This window comes from Motiliproteus sp., from assembly GCF_965230735.1.
In the GTDB taxonomy this organism is placed as follows: Bacteria; Pseudomonadota; Gammaproteobacteria; order Pseudomonadales; family Balneatricaceae; genus Motiliproteus.
This window is the reverse complement of the sequence record NZ_OZ246016.1, coordinates 3,871,624-3,887,339: the sequence shown is the minus strand read 5'-3', so window position 1 is coordinate 3,887,339 and position 15,716 is coordinate 3,871,624. Positions and strand designations below refer to the sequence as shown.

Sequence of the window (15,716 nt, the reverse complement as noted above, 5' to 3'; positions counted from 1 at the left end):
AATCGGTGTGCCGGACAGGTTGATGACGTTACTCGATTCGATACCCTTCGATAATTTTGGTCGTACTGGAGCAGCCCGTTAGTGACCCGCGAAGACGATTTTTCTGATATCCCTGAATTGGGTCCGGCGGATGACTCGCTGGACAAACCTTCCATCCCGACACTAGACAAAACCGCCTCTTCGGCCCGTCATCAGGCCAGCGTTGACGCGCCCGGCGCGACTTCGGGACGCGGTGATAGCCGTTTGATGTCCTGGCTGGTCTTAGTCTTGATTCTGGTTATCGGGGCTGGTGGTTACTGGGGACTGGAGCATTTCAATCGCTTGCAGCGAGAGTTGATTCTGGCCAACCAGCGCCTGACGGATCTGGAGGGTTTGATCAACACCACCGATCAAAACGCCAGCAAATCCGGGGCCGCCCTGCAGGGGCAGATGAAAAAGTTCCTGTTTGACGGCGAGAAGCGGATCAAGCATGTGGATTCGGAGCTGGCCAAGCTGTGGACTGTCTCCTATCAGCGCAATAAACCCAAGATCGCCGAAGTCGATCAGGCGGTTGCCGAGCTGGACAAGACGCTGAAGGCGCTGCAGGCGACCAGTGTTGAGCTGGAGAAATCGATCAAGACGCTGGATAGCAGTACGACCGAATTGGGTAAACAGAGTGACGCGTTGCAGCAGCAGGGACAGCAGCAGGCGAAGTTGATCGATCAATCCCGCACAGAACTGCAGCAGGAGCTGGCTAAGCTGCAGCAGCAGCGGCAGCAAGATCAGCAGATGATTCGGGGACTCGAATCGCAGCTGCAACTACGTGATCAGGCTAATCAGGAGCTGGATGCGCTGCAGGATACGCAACTGACCTCCATGGAGCAGCAGCTGGCTGCGCTGCAGAAAAACCCTCAGGTACCACAAAGTGTGGCGGATACGCTGAAAGATCAGCAGCGCGCCATTGCTGCGATCAACAGCTTCCGCAAGCAGGTCAATTCGCAATTGGTGCGCTTGGGCAAACAGCTGGATAATTTGCAGCGCGCCCCGGCACCTCAGCAGTAGCTGGGGTGAGTGGGAAGGCTTGATTGTTTTTTGTACAGGTGAAACAATGCCGATTCCTATCCTCTGTTCACACCTGTCCGCCGTAAACTGAATGTCGATTCGATCTTTTTTCGCGATACCGCTTAAACTCGGGTCGATACGTCGACTGGCCGACCACGCCGATAGCCTCGGCGCGCTGGGGCTGGAGGCGGATCGTCAAGACTTGCTGCGTTGGTCGGATTCCGACAGCTATCACCTGACCCTCTGTTTTCTGGGCGATATCAGCCTCGATCAGGTGGCGGCGTTGGAGCAGCAGGCCAAGGACGCGCTTCAAGGTCAGGGATCGTTTCAGGTTCAGTTGCAGGGTAGTGACTATCTTCAGGTCAATTCCGCCCTGACCGTCCTGGCCGTGTTGGCTCAGGCGGACGCTGAGCTGTTGGCGCTGCAGCAGCGCATGGCTCAGGTGGTTGAACGGGTTGGGCTCTGTGTCGATGAGCCGGATTTCCGCCCCCACATTACCCTGGCACGGCTGAAGGGAGACCATCGGGCCGACTCAGACGCGAGTTGGCCGCAATTCGAGATGCCGTTACTGGCGGACTCGGTGGTACTGTTTCAGAGTCTGCCAAGCGAGCATGGCTCGATCTATACGCCGCTATTTGAGGTGCCGCTGACGGCGCCGCTTCACCATGACACCGGTGTTGAGCTGACCGAACAGCTTTAATCCGGCGATCTTCCGTTTGTTGTTAATTGAGATTGTTAATGTTTACTCCTGAACTACTGTCCCCGGCCGGTACCTTTAAGAACATGCGTTACGCCTTCGCTTACGGAGCTGACGCGGTCTACGCCGGTCAACCTCGCTACAGCCTGCGGGTGCGCAACAACGACTTTAAGCTGGAAAACCTCGAGCGGGGCATCGAGCTGGCCCATTCCCGGGGTAAGAAATTCTACGTCGCCAGCAATATCGCGCCGCATAATTCCAAGCTGAAAACCTACATGGCCGACATGGAGCCGGTGGTGGCGATGAAGCCCGACGCGCTGATCATGTCCGACCCGGGCTTGATCATGATGGTCCGCGAGCGCTGGCCCGAGGTGCCGATCCATCTGTCGGTGCAGGCCAATGCGATGAACTGGGCCACGGTCAAGTTCTGGCACAGCGTCGGGATCGAGCGGGTGATTCTGTCCCGGGAGCTGTCGCTGGACGAGATCGAGGAGATCCGTCAGCAGTGTCCGGAGATGGAGCTGGAGGTGTTCGTCCACGGTGCGCTCTGCATCGCCTATTCCGGCCGTTGCCTGCTGTCGGGTTATATCAACCATCGGGATCCGAACCAGGGCACCTGCACCAACACCTGCCGTTGGAAATACGATGCCCACGAGGCCAAGCAGGACGAATCCGGCGATTTTATACCGGTGAAAGACTCTGTCCCGGTGCAGGATTTCGATCCCAACGCCGAAGCGCAATCCAGTGATGCGCAACCGGCTCCGCAGCTGGGTGAGGGCAAGCCCACCGACAAGATATTCCTGTTGCAGGAGGAGACCCGTCCAGGTGAATACATGCCGGCGTTCGAGGACGAGCACGGCACCTACATCATGAACTCCAAAGATCTGCGTGCAATCCAGCACGTGCAGCGCCTGACCGAGATGGGCGTTCACTCGTTGAAGATCGAAGGGCGGACCAAGTCCCACTACTACGTCGCCCGCACCGCCCAGGCCTACCGCCAGGCGATCGATGATGCGGCCGCCGGCAAACCTTTCGATAAGGGGCTGATGGATGTGCTGGAGAACCTGGCCAACCGTGGCTACACCGAAGGGTTCTACCGCCGCCATGTCCATGACGAGTATCAGAACTACGAAACCGGCAACTCGGTCGGGGTGCACCAGCAGTTTGTCGGTGAGGTGATGGGCCAGCATGACGGTATGATCGAGATCGACGTCAAGAACCGCTTCGAGCTGGGCGATACCCTGGAGCTGATGACGCCGCAGGGCAACCTGCGCTTCAAGCTCGAAGAGATGATCAACCGCAAGGGGCAGGCGGTCGATGCGGCGCCTGGCAATGGCCATGTGATGCGTATTCCGGTGCCGTTAGAGGGCGATCTGGATTACGCCCTGCTGATGCGCGACCTCAATAACGCACCGACCCGCTAACTCGATGGATAACTTCCGCGACCAGACGGAACTGGTCGCTCCGCGCCTGCTTCAATCGTTACGGCCGTTCTCGCTGGTGGTGGCGCTGGTCTCCTGTGGTTTGGGTGTGGCGCTGGCGCTGCTGGATGGGTACGGCTCCGGTTGGCGAGCGCTGGTCATCCTGCTGGCTGGTTTAGCGCTCCAGGCCGGGGTTAATCTGATCAATGATCTGGGTGATCTGCCGCTGCTGCAGGATGACCGTTTTGCCGAGCGTCGGCGAGGGATCCATCGCCATGCCCGGCTCGGTTACTGCTGCTTTGTTTTCTGCAGCCTGATCGGATTCTGGCTGGTGGCAGATGTCGGCCTCAGCTTGTTGGGACTGTGTGCGCTGGGAGCGATAGGTGCGCTGGGCTACAGCGTCGAGCCGATCCACTACAAACGCCGTGGTCTGGGCGTGCCGCTGGTGTTCTGGCTGATGGGGGTGTTGATGGTGCTGGGTGCAAGCCACGCCATGGGTGCCCCGTTGACGTTGAGTCAATTATGGCTGTCGCTGCCGATCAGCGCGTTGATCTCGCTGTTGTTGCTGAGCAACGAATTGCGCGATTGGGAACTGGATCGTCAGCGCGGGGTTAAAACCCTGACCGTCCGGTTGGGCTATGCCCACGGGCAGAGACTCTACCTGGCGTTGATAGCCAGTGCTTACTTGGTGACGTTAGTGCTGTGGCAGCAGCAATTGTTGTTGCGCCTTTGGCCGCTGCTTCCGAGCCTATTGCTGCTGCCGGCACTGCTGAAATTGCTCGACGCCGAGCCTCAGGCCAGGCGTGCATTGACCCCCGCCAGCGGCAGGCTGCTGTTGATTTTCGGGCTGCTCTATCTGGGCGGTCTGCTGCCGTTCTGATTCCGGCTTATCACTGCGCTTCGTTTAGACCAAAGCGAGACGTTAAGCCCGAGACCTTTTGTGTATAATTGGGCACCGTTTTCTATCGGAGGCTGCTTTTCAGGGCGTGACCACCTCTGAATGCCTCTTTCATAACCCACCGCGCGGCGGCCGTCGGTCGTCAGCGAAGCTGGAGACAACGACAACATGACTGTGATCCGTCAAGACGACCTGATCGAGAGCGTCGCCGATGCGCTGCAATTTATTTCCTACTACCACCCGGTAGACTTTGTACAGGCGGTCCATGAGGCCTACCTGAAAGAGGAGTCCCAGGCGGCCAAGGATGCGATGGCGCAGATCCTGATCAACTCGCGCATGAGTGCCGAAGGCCACCGGCCGCTGTGTCAGGACACCGGTATCGTCACCGTGTTCGTCAAGATCGGGATGAACGTCACCTGGGATGCCGAGATGAGCGTCGAGGAGATGATCAACGAGGGTGTTCGTCGTGCCTACCTGCACCCGGACAACGTGTTGCGTGCCTCGGTACTGGCCGATCCGGCCGGCAAGCGCCAGAACACCAAGGACAACACTCCGGCGGTCATCCACATGTCAGTGGTGCCCGGTGATGAGGTTGACGTTCAGGTGGCGGCCAAGGGTGGCGGTTCCGAGAACAAGTCCAAGATGGTGATGCTGAACCCGTCCGACAGCATCGTCGACTGGGTCCTGAAGACCGTTCCGACCATGGGGGCCGGCTGGTGTCCGCCGGGCATGCTGGGCCTGGGTATCGGTGGTACTGCCGAGAAGGCCGCGGTATTGGCGAAAGAGTCGCTGATGGATCCGATCGATATCCACGAGCTGAAAGAGCGTGGCCCGCAAAACGCAGTTGAAGAGCTGCGTCTGGAGCTGTTCGAAAAAGTTAACCAGCTGGGTATCGGTGCCCAGGGTCTGGGCGGTCTGACCACGGTGCTCGACATCAAGATCAAGGATTACCCGACCCATGCCGCCTCCCTGCCGGTGTGCATGATTCCGAACTGTGCTGCGACCCGTCACGCCCACTTCACCCTGAAGGGTGATGGCCCGGCGCTGCAGACGCCGCCATCGCTGTCCGACTGGCCGGAAGTCACCTTCGAAGTGGGCCCGACCACCAAGCGGGTCGATCTGGATAACATCACCCAGGAAGAGATCGAGACCTGGAAGACCGGCGATACGTTGCTGCTGAACGGCAAGATGCTGACCGGTCGTGACGCGGCTCACAAGAAGCTGTGCAGCATGCTGGATGCCGGTGAAGAGCTGCCGGTGGACCTGAAAGGTCGCTTTATCTATTACGTCGGCCCGGTTGATCCGGTCGGAGATGAAGTGGTGGGTCCGGCGGGCCCGACCACGGCGACCCGGATGGACAAGTTCACCCGTCAGGTGCTCGAGAGCACCGGGCTGATGGGCATGATCGGTAAAGCCGAGCGGGGTCCGGTCGCGATCGAAGCGATCAAGGACAACAAGTCGGTCTACCTGATGGCTGTCGGCGGTGCGGCTTACCTGGTTTCCAAGGCGATCAAGGGCTCCAAGACCATCGCCTTCCCGGAACTGGGCATGGAAGCGATCTACGAGTTTGAGGTCAAGGACATGCCGGTTACCGTGGCGGTGGACAGCAAAGGCGAATCGGCCCACATTACCGGTCCGGCGGCCTGGAAGCAGAAGATTGCCGAAGCTCAGGTGGTCGAGGTCCAGTAAATCGCTAAGCTTCAGCTTAGATGATCGAACAACGCGGCCTTCTGGCCGCGTTTTTGGTTGCGTCTGAGTCGGAACGCAACATTAAGTCGGATCGAAACAACAGCTAGGGGAGAAACTGCCTTGCAGGTGCCGATGGAGATTGATCTTTACAGTGTGGTCAATGTGTTGGGGCTGAGTGGAATCGCGGTGTTTGCCGTATCCGGGGCGTTGGATGCGGCGCGCCAGAAAATGGATATTCTCGGCTTTATGCTGATCGGTTGTGCCACTGGGCTTGGCGGGGGCACCTTGCGGGACTTACTGCTGGGTAACACGCCGGTCTATTGGGTACGCGAGCCGGTTTATGTGGCCATCAGTCTGAGCGCGGCGGTGCTGACCTATTTTGTGGTGCCCTATATCGCCTCGCGTACCCGCAGCCTGTTGTGGATGGATGCGATCGGGATGGCGCTGTTCAGTGTCACCGGTGCGCAGATCGCGCTGAGCAGCGGCGCCTCGTTGCTGATCGCCGCCTGCATGGGGGTCATGACCGCCAGTTTCGGCGGGATTATCCGCGACGTGCTCTGTGGCAGTGATCTGGTACTCAGCTCCCGCGAACTCTACGTCAGTGCCTCACTGGCCGGCGCCAGTACCTACCTGATGCTGGAGTGGCTGGCGGTACCCGAAGGGATGGCGCTGATCGGCGGATTTTTGGCGGCGCTGGTGCTGCGTGGCGGGGCGATTCTGTTTGGTTGGAATCTACCGGCCTACCATCGTGATTGAGGGCCGATGAGCCATCGGTCTGTTGTTATTTTTTAATGGTTTTGTAGCAAATAATTGACGCCGATAATGCGCCTCAAGCCGCCACCTGGCGGTGATTTTTTGCTACAATGGCCGCCTTTTTGTGTAGGGCCTCCGGGTGGAGGCGAGATTCATCGATTAAGGGCCAGAAAATGAGCTTGAAGCCGGTCAATGTTGGCATCTGTGGTCTGGGTACCGTTGGTAGCGGAACCTTCAATGTACTCGCGCGTAACCAGGAAGAGATCTCCCGCCGTGCAGGCCGGGTGATTCAGGTTGCTCAGATTGGCGCTCGTCGTCCGAACCCGGCGGCGGATACCAGCGAGATTCCGACCACCAGCGATATTTTTGAGGTGGCCCGTAACCCTGAAATCGATATCGTTGTCGAGCTGATCGGCGGCTACGACACCGCCCGTGAGCTGGTGCTCGAAGCGATCGCCAACGGCAAGCACGTGGTTACCGCCAACAAGGCATTGATCGCCGAGCACGGCAACGAAATCTTTGAAGCCGCTCAGGCCAACAACGTCATCGTGGCCTATGAAGCTTCCGTCGCCGGTGGTATTCCGATCGTTAAAGCGATCCGTGAAGGTCTGGCCGCCAACAGCATCAACTGGGTTGCCGGCATCATCAACGGCACCGGCAACTTCATCCTGACCGAGATGCGCGACAAGGGTCGTGATTTCGAAGATGTGCTGGCCGAAGCCCAAGCGCTGGGTTATGCCGAAGCCGATCCGACCTTCGATGTTGAGGGTATCGACGCGGCTCATAAGCTGACCATCCTGTCTTCACTGGCGTTCGGTGTGCCGCTGCAGTTCAGCAAGGCCTACACCGAAGGGATCAGCAAGGTCACCACCGATGATGTGAACTATGCCGAAGAGCTGGGCTACCGGATCAAGCACCTGGGTGTGACTCGTCGCACCGAAGAGGGGATCGAGCTGCGGGTTCACCCGACCCTGATCCCGGAGAAACGCCTGATCGCCAATGTTGATGGCGTGATGAACGCGGTACTGGTCGATGCTGACGCCGTCGGCCCGACCCTGTACTACGGCGCCGGTGCCGGTTCCGAAGCGACCGCTTCGGCCGTGATCGCCGATCTGGTCGACACCGTTCGGGTGATGACCGCCGACAGCTCCAACCGTGTACCGCACCTGGCCTTCCATCCGTCTCGCCTGTCGGATCTGCCGATGCTGCCGATGGACGAAGTTGAAACTGCCTACTACCTGCGGATGCAGGCGATCGATCATCCGGGGGTACTGGCTGACGTTACCCGGATTCTGGCCGAGCAGTCGATCAGCATTGATGCCATCGTCCAGCACGACACCGCCGAAGAGCTGGTGCCGGTTGTGATCGTGACCCACAAGGTGAAGGAAGCGGCGATGAACCGCGCTATCAGTGCGATCGAAGCCCTGGAGTCGATCCACGGCGGCGTCACCCGGATCCGGGTCGAAGCGCTGGACGCCCAGTAATCTCTTGAAAGCTCCCTTGAGTGCAATCGACAGCTTTAACGGTAGAAAACGCATGAAATATATCAGTACCCGTGGTCAGGCTCCTGCGCTGAATTTTGAAGAGGTTTTGTTGGCTGGACTGGCCACCGATGGTGGTCTCTACGTTCCGGAGCAGCTACCGCAGTTCTCCAAAGAGGAGATCGCCTCCTGGGCCGGGCTGTCCTACGCCGATCTGGCCAAGAAGGTCATCGCGCCTTTTGTTGCCGATACCATTCCGCAGGCCGACCTGGACGCGATCATCGACGAGACTTACGGCACCGCCCGTGAGACTGAGGGTAAGAATGTCTTTACCCACGATGCCGTCGCGCCATTGAAGCAGCTCGACAGCAACCTGTGGCTGCTGGAACTGTTCCACGGCCCGACCCTGGCGTTCAAGGACTTCGCCCTGCAGCTGCTGGGTCGACTGCTCGACTATGTGCTGGAGAAGCGTAACGAACGCGTTGTCATCATGGGCGCGACCTCCGGCGATACCGGTTCGGCCGCGATCGAAGGCTGTAAGCGTTGCGACAACGTCGATATGTTTATTCTGCATCCGCATCAGCGCGTTTCCGACGTGCAGCGTAAGCAGATGACCACCATCATCGGTGACAACATTCACAACCTGGCGATCAAGGGTAACTTCGACGATTGCCAGCAGATGGTGAAGCAGAGCTTTGCCGACCAGAGCTTCCTCGGCGGTCGCAAGCTGGTGGCGGTCAATTCGATCAACTGGGCCCGGATCATGGCTCAGATCGTTTACTACTTCCACGCCTCCCTGAGCCTGGGTGGTCCGCACCGTGAAGTCTCCTTCGCGGTCCCGACCGGTAACTTCGGCGATATCTTTGCCGGATACCTGGCCAAGGGCATGGGGCTGCCGGTCAAGCAGCTGGTCGTTGCCACCAACGTCAACGACATCCTGCACCGCTGCATCAGCGCCAACGACTACTCGCCGCAGGAGCTGGTCCACACCCTGTCGCCGAGCATGGATATCATGGTGTCGAGCAACTTCGAACGGCTGCTGTTCGATCTGTACGATCGTGACGGCAAGACCACCGGTGAACTGATGGCGCGCATGAACGGTGGTCAGGGTGCCGAGCTGGAGCCGGAACGCCTGGCCAAGGCCCGTGAGCTGTTCGACAGTTACCGCCTTGATGATGAAGGCTGTATCGATTACATCGCCGAGATGTTTGAGCGCAGTGAAGAGCTGCTCGATCCGCACACCGCGATCGGGGTCAAGGCTGCTGAGGAGTGTCGTCGTGACAGCGAGACGCCGATGGTGGCGCTGGCGACTGCACATCCGGTCAAGTTCCCGGAGCCGGTGGTCAAAGCTGGTCTCAAATCGCCGGAGCTGCCGCATCACCTGGAAGATCTGTTCGATCGTGAAGAACGCTGCACCGTGCTGGACAATGATCTGGCCGCGGTTCATGCTCATATGGCTGAACAGCTGGGTTGATTTTGTGTTCCTAGCCATCCATCAAACGCCGGCCTTACCGCCGGCGTTTTTGTCTGCGCAGGCCTTAGATGGATAATCTTTTTTATATGCTGTCGAAAGTGATCTGGACCTTCGCCCGACCAGATCACCTATTACTGTTGATCATGACCCTGGCGGTATTGGTGCTGGGCTGGAACACGCAGCGGCGACAGGCGAGGCTGTTTGCCTGGCTGTCGTTGGCGATGATCTGGCTGGTGGCACTGGTACCGGTGGGGCAGGTTTTTCTACACCAGCTGGAGCAGCGCTTTCCGCCTCCCGGACCGCTACAGAGTCAGTCACTGTCGGGTATTATCGTCCTGGGTGGGGCCGAACAGCTGGCGTCGATGCGCTACCATCGACGGGCCGAATTCACCGATGCAGCCGATCGGATTCTGGCGGTGCCGCAGTTGGCGATGGAGCGCAGCGACCTGCCGATCGTCTACAGCTGTGGTTCGGGCTGGCATACCGAGCCGGAGATTCGTGGTGCGGACTTCACCAAGCTGTATTTCGATGCCATCGGTCTGGAGGATCGGGTTCTGTATGAACGCGAGGCGCGCAACACCTATGAGAACGGGACCCTGAGTCGCGAGCTGGTGCGGCAGCAATTGGGGGAATCGGCCCTGGAAGGGCGCTGGCTGCTGGTCACCTCCGCCTTCCATATGCCGCGTTCGGTCGGCGTCTTCCGGCAGCAGGGGTGGGATGTGCTGCCCTATCCGGTGGACTACCGTGGCCAGCCGCTGGGTGAAGATCCGATCTATTTCAACCTCAGCAGTAACCTGCAGGACCTGATGATGGCCTCTCGGGAATGGGTGGGTCTGTTGGCCTATTGGTTGACCGATAAGACCTACCGTTTTCTACCGGGAGACGAGAGTGAACAGCTGGCGCTCCAGCCAGGGATCTCAGATTCCTGAGCCGGGCTGCTTGCCAGTGGCCTCCGAAATTGATTAAGGACTTCCGAGTTCAGATGCAGAAACAGATAGTCAGACGTGATGATCAGGCCAAACCGGCGTTGTTGGAAGCGGGTTTGTCGCCGCTGTTGGCGCGAATCTACAGCAGTCGCGGTGTCGATCTTCCCACGCAACTCGATAATTCGCTGAAAGGGCTGCTGCCGTTTCATACGATGCGGGATATCGAGCCGGCGACCGAACTGATCGCCGATGCGATCGAAGCGGGGCAACGGCTGCTGGTGGTGGGCGATTTTGATTGTGACGGTGCCACCAGCAGTGCCCTGGCGGTATCGGCATTGCGAGCGATGGGGGCGCAGTGGGCCGGTTATCTGGTACCGAACCGGTTCGAGTATGGCTACGGCCTGTCACCGGAAATTGTCGCGGTGGCGAAGCAACAGCAGCCGGATCTGCTGATCACCGTCGACAACGGCATCTCCAGCGTGGCCGGTGTCCGCGCGGCGAAAGAGGCGGGTATCAAGGTGGTGGTGACCGACCATCACCTGCCCGGGGATGAATTGCCGGAGGCCGATGCGCTGGTTAACCCGAATCAGCATGGCTGTGATTTTGTCGCCAAGAATACCTGCGGCGTCGGGGTGATCTGGTACGTGATGACCGCCGTTTGCCGCCGGTTGCAGACCCGAGGCTGGTTCGAGCGCCGTCAGCAGCTGGTGCCGAATATGGCCGACTACCTGGATCTGGTGGCGTTGGGCACCGTGGCCGATGTGGTGCCGCTGGATCACAACAACCGGATTCTGGTCGATCAGGGGTTGAAGCGGATCCGTGCCGGTCGTTGCCGGCCGGGAATTAAAGCGCTGGCTGAAATCGCCTCACGCCAGCTCGATAAACTGGTGGCCACCGATCTGGGTTTTGCCATCGGTCCACGGTTGAATGCGGCCGGACGGTTGGAGGATATGTCGATTGGGATCGAGTGTCTGTTGAGCCGATCCGAGCCCGAGGCCCGTGCGCTGGCGTTGCAGCTCGACGAGCTGAACCAGGACAGAAAACAGATCGAGCAACAGATGCAGCGTCAGGCGTTGAAAGTTCTCGATCAGATCAGCCTCGACGACAAAACCGAGCTGCCTTATGGGGTTTGCCTGTTCGAGCCGGACTGGCACGAAGGGGTGATCGGAATTCTGGCTTCCCGGATCAAGGAGCGGCTGCACCGCCCGGTGATCGCGTTTGCCGAGGCTGAAGGCGGCATGATCAAAGGCTCAGCCCGCTCGATTCCCGGTTTGCATATCCGTGATGTGCTGGCCGCGGTAGAAGCCCGGGAGCCGGACCTGCTGGCCAAGTACGGCGGCCACGCGATGGCCGCGGGGATGAGTCTGGAACGGGATAAGTTTGAGCGCTTCAGCCGCGCATTTGATACCGAGGTCCGGCGTCAACTGTCGGCAGAGCAGCTACAGGCAAGGATTGAAAGCGATGGCGCCATGACGGCGGCCGAGATGAACCTGGAGATGGCACGGCAGCTGCGCGACGGTGGTCCCTGGGGGCAGCAGTTCCCGGAACCGCTGTTCGACGGTGAGTTTGAACTGGTGCAGCAGCGGATCGTTGGTGAGCGTCATCTGAAGCTGGTGCTGGCGCCGGTCGAGCAGGGGGTTGTCAGCGGCTTCTGTATCGACGCGATCGCGTTCAATGTGGACCTGGAACTCTGGCCCAGTCAGTCGCAGCGGGCCCGGGTCGCGTTCAAGCTCGATATCAACGAATTTCGTGGTCGGGTGTCGCCGCAGTTGATGGTCGACTATCTGGAGCCGCTGGCGTCCTAATCCCGTGGTTCAGAGTCGACTCGGTGGGTTACCAGAGGTCGTCGTCATCCTGATGCGGGTCGGGCGTGTGGGGTCGAAGTGGGACTTTGATCTGGAACTCAACCCCTTCACCACGGCGGTTATGGCAGTCGATCTTGCCCTGTAGCAGGCCGGTGACCAGGCGGTAGACCACATGTGTACCCAGGCCGCTGCCGCCGCGCTCACCGCGACTGGCGACGAAAGGCTCGAATACCCGAGGCAGAACCTGCTCGGGGATGCCGATACCGTTATCCCGATAGCTGATCTCAACACCGTCGCTGTGATGGCTGGCTTGAATGCTGATCAGGGCATCGTTGCGGCCATGTTCGGGGCCGAAGCCGTGTTGAAGAGAATTGCTGATCAACTGGTTGAAGATCTGTCTCAGGCTATCGGGATAGGAGATCAGCTCCAGGCTGTCGTCACAGTCGACTTCGATCCGTACGTGATGGCGTAGCAGCCGTTCGGCCACTTGGTGTTCCAATTGGCTGAACAGCTCGGTGAGTTTGACCCGCTGGGGGGTCAGTTTGGCCGGGTCGACGGCGATCAGTCGGAACGCCTTCATCAGTTCGCTGATCTTGCCCAGCTGATCATGGACCTGATCGACCTGCTTGCACAGGCTCATGGCGCTGGCATTGTCGATCTGGCGCGGCTCGTCGAGCCGGTTGATGACCTGTTCCGACAGGCTCATGCCCTGGCTCAGCGGCCTTTCTATCTCTTGGGCAATACCGCTGACCAGCTCGCCCAGGGCCGCCATCTTTTCACTCTCGACCAGGCGATCCTTGGTTTGAGTCAGCTCATCCAGAGCTTCGGTGAGTCGGTCGTTGGTGTGTTTTAGGGTGGCGGTACGGTACTTGACCCGCTGCTCCAGCTCTTCGTTGAGTTGCTCGAGCTGCTGTTGGGCGCGTTTCTTGGCCTGCAACTGCCGTCGAATATTAACCCGCATCTGATTCAGGGTTTCGGCCAGTTGATCCAACGAATCTTCGCCGCCGCGTCGTAGCAGACTGGATTCCAGACTGATCTCTTCATCCAGGTTGTCGAGCCCGATCCGGCGGGTGTAACGGGCCAATGAAGTCAGGTGGGTGATCACCAGATAATGGACCACTAGCAGGATGCAGATCGACACCAGGAAGGTCTTGATAGTCTGGCTGCCGAGAATGATGAAGAACTTCTCGATCAGTCGCAGGTAGACGTTATCGAGGGTGGCGCCCACTTTGAGGCGGCCGACCAGGGTATCGCGGTAGTAGAGTTCGAACTGGCGCTGAATCGGCATCTCGGCGTCGGTGTCGCCACGGAAAAAGATCGCCTCTTCGCTATCGGCCACGATCTCGGTGATCGAGGCATAGCCGATGTCCTGCAGCTTCATAATGCCGTCGAGCTGAATCCCGATCTGATCCTTATCGAGCTTCCACAGACTGGAGGCCAGCGAATCCAGATAACTGGCTTCGATCGACTGAAGTCCACGCTCGATATCGCCCAGGTCTTTGCGGTAATCCCAGAACAGCTGAATCGCGGTACTGAGGATAGCCAGCAGGGTACTGCAGAGTACGATGTAGACCAGCAACCGATAAGAGAGAAGATTGTTCTGGCGTAATTTCAGGTAGTGTTTCAACACACGGGCAGGGTCCGACCGGTAACACGTTGATGCGATTAACTGGACCTTAGCAGAGATTCGGCTAAAGCGGAAAAACTCTAGCGAGATTAGGTGCTTTTTTGAGATTTACTCGGCGCAGAAAATAACAAGGCCGGCAATGGCCGGCCTTGAGGGGGAGAAGGCGGATTACATGTTGGGGTAATTCGGCCCGCCGGCACCTTCCGGAACCACCCAGGTAATGTTCTGGGATGGATCCTTGATATCGCAGGTTTTGCAGTGAACACAGTTCTGCGAGTTGATCTGGAAGCGCTTGCTGCCGTCATCCTCCACAACCACTTCATAGACACCGGCCGGACAGTAGCGCTGAGCCGGCTCGTCGAACATCGGCAGATTACGCTCCAGCGGGATGCTGGCATCCTTGAGCTTGAGGTGGCAGGGCTGGTCTTCCTCATGGTTGGTGTTGGACAGGAATACCGACGACAGCTTGTCGAAGCTGATCGTGCCATCGGGCTTGGGGTAGTCGATCTTCGGACACTCGGACGCCGGCTTCATCTGGGCGTAATCCGGGTTGGTGTCGTGCAGCGTGACCGGGATCTTGCCGCCGAACCAGTTCTGATCGATGTAGTTGAAGGCGCCGCCCAGGGTCATGCCGAACTTGTGCATCGCCGGACCGAAGTTGCGTGAGCGGTACAGCTCGTCGTAGAGCCAGCTGCCCTTCAGGTTGTCGGTGAACTGGCTCAGATCATCGCCGCCCTCGTTACCGGCTTTGAAGACTTCGGCCAGGGTGTCGGCGGCGATCATGCCGCTCTTCATGGCGGTGTGGCTGCCCTTGATCTTGGCGAAGTTCAGGGTGCCGGCGTCGCAACCCAGCAGCAGGCCGCCCGGGAAGGTCATCTTCGGCAGGGAGTTGAAGCCGCCCTTGGCGATGGCGCGGGCACCGTAGGAGACCCGCTTGCCGCCTTCGAGGTACTGCTTGAACACCGGGTGGTGCTTCATTCGTTGCATCTCGTCGAACGGGCTCAGGTGCGGGTTGCTGTAGCTCAGGTCGGTGATCAGACCCAGTACGACCTGGTTGTTCTCGGCGTGATACAGGAACGAACCACCCGGGGCGTTCTTGCCCAGCGGCCAGCCGGCGCCGTGGATAACCAGACCAGGCTTATGCTTGGCCGGATCGATATCCCAAAGCTCCTTGATACCGATGCCGTAATGCTGCGGATCGGAATCCTTGTCCAGTTCGAACTTGCTCAGCAGTTCCTTGCCCAGGTGACCGCGGCAGCCTTCGGTGAACAGGGTGTACTTGGCGTGCAGTTCCATGCCGGGCATGTAGCTGTCTTTGGGTTCGCCGTCTTCGCCGACACCCATGTCACCGGTGGCAACACCCTTGACCGAGCCGTCTTCGTGATAGAGCACTTCCGCCGCGGCAAAGCCGGGGAAGATTTCCACGCCCATCGACTCGGCCTGCTCGGCCAGCCAGCGGCACAGGTTGCCCAGGCTGATCACATAGTTGCCTTCATTGTGCATGGTCTTGGGCACAAAGCTGTTGGGCATCAGTTGGGCTTTCTGCTCATCTTTGAACAGGTAGATTTCATCACCGGTAACCGGTTCGCCCAGCGCCAGACCCTGGTCTTTCCAGTCCGGGAACAGTTCGTCCAGGGCGCGCGGCTCGAATACCGCACCGGAGAGGATATGGGCACCGACTTCGGAGCCTTTCTCAACCACACAAACCATCAGTTCCTGTTCGTTGGCCTGGGCCTGCTGCATCAGTCGGCATGCGGCGGACAGACCTGCCGGTCCTGCGCCTACAATGACGACATCAAACTCCATCGATTCGCGTTCCACAGCCATCTCCTGTTCAGTTTTCTCTGTTTTAGCGTGAGTTAGCGCGCTTTCTGTCGAAGGGCTCACTCGGGTTGGATGGCATT

12 protein-coding genes are annotated in these 15,716 nt (G+C 59.1%); 10 read left to right on the top strand and 2 right to left on the bottom strand.

Features of this window, described 5'->3' with window-relative positions:
• Positions 1-81: 81 nt before the first annotated feature.
• From ACO05M_RS18040 to recJ, 10 genes are all read left to right on the top strand, one after another.
• A complete protein-coding gene (locus tag ACO05M_RS18040) occupies positions 82-1,041 on the top strand; it encodes a hypothetical protein (RefSeq protein WP_421866172.1) in 960 nt (319 codons plus the stop codon).
• Between the two features lie 91 nt (positions 1,042-1,132).
• Positions 1,133-1,741 carry an RNA 2',3'-cyclic phosphodiesterase gene (thpR, locus tag ACO05M_RS18035; protein WP_421866170.1) on the top strand — a complete coding sequence of 203 codons (609 nt, stop codon included), beginning with the start codon at positions 1,133-1,135 and terminating at the stop codon, positions 1,739-1,741.
• Between the two features lie 38 nt (positions 1,742-1,779).
• Complete coding sequence (gene yegQ, locus ACO05M_RS18030; protein ID WP_421866167.1) at positions 1,780-3,162, top strand: tRNA 5-hydroxyuridine modification protein YegQ; 1,383 nt, start codon at positions 1,780-1,782, stop codon at positions 3,160-3,162.
• Positions 3,163-3,166: 4 nt separating this feature from the next.
• Complete coding sequence (locus ACO05M_RS18025) at positions 3,167-4,039, top strand: prenyltransferase (RefSeq protein ID WP_421866164.1); 873 nt, start codon at positions 3,167-3,169, stop codon at positions 4,037-4,039.
• A gap of 186 nt (positions 4,040-4,225) precedes the next feature.
• On the top strand, positions 4,226-5,746 hold the full coding sequence (locus ACO05M_RS18020; protein ID WP_421866161.1) for a fumarate hydratase: 1,521 nt from the start codon (positions 4,226-4,228) through the stop codon (positions 5,744-5,746).
• Positions 5,747-5,878: 132 nt separating this feature from the next.
• Positions 5,879-6,502, top strand: coding sequence for a trimeric intracellular cation channel family protein (locus tag ACO05M_RS18015; protein WP_421866158.1), 624 nt, complete (start codon positions 5,879-5,881; stop codon positions 6,500-6,502).
• 176 nt (positions 6,503-6,678) lie between these two features.
• Positions 6,679-7,983, top strand: a complete 1,305-nt coding sequence (locus tag ACO05M_RS18010; RefSeq protein WP_421870793.1) for a homoserine dehydrogenase — start codon at positions 6,679-6,681, stop codon at positions 7,981-7,983.
• Positions 7,984-8,035: 52 nt separating this feature from the next.
• On the top strand, positions 8,036-9,454 hold the full coding sequence (gene thrC, locus ACO05M_RS18005) for a threonine synthase (protein WP_421866155.1): 1,419 nt from the start codon (positions 8,036-8,038) through the stop codon (positions 9,452-9,454).
• Positions 9,455-9,522: 68 nt separating this feature from the next.
• On the top strand, positions 9,523-10,383 hold the full coding sequence (locus ACO05M_RS18000; protein WP_421866152.1) for a YdcF family protein: 861 nt from the start codon (positions 9,523-9,525) through the stop codon (positions 10,381-10,383).
• A 53-nt stretch (positions 10,384-10,436) separates the two neighbouring features.
• Positions 10,437-12,185: a single-stranded-DNA-specific exonuclease RecJ gene (gene recJ, locus ACO05M_RS17995; RefSeq protein ID WP_421866150.1), complete on the top strand. Its 1,749-nt coding sequence runs from the start codon at positions 10,437-10,439 to the stop codon at positions 12,183-12,185.
• A 28-nt stretch (positions 12,186-12,213) separates the two neighbouring features.
• Here the strand turns inward: recJ and ACO05M_RS17990 are convergent, their stop codons facing one another.
• Positions 12,214-13,815 (bottom strand): ATP-binding protein, encoded by a 1,602-nt coding sequence (locus ACO05M_RS17990; protein WP_421866147.1) that lies wholly within the window; start codon positions 13,813-13,815, stop codon positions 12,214-12,216.
• Positions 13,816-13,980: 165 nt separating this feature from the next.
• Positions 13,981-15,639, bottom strand: coding sequence for an electron transfer flavoprotein-ubiquinone oxidoreductase (locus ACO05M_RS17985; protein WP_421866144.1), 1,659 nt, complete (start codon positions 15,637-15,639; stop codon positions 13,981-13,983).
• Positions 15,640-15,716: the final 77 nt, after the last annotated feature.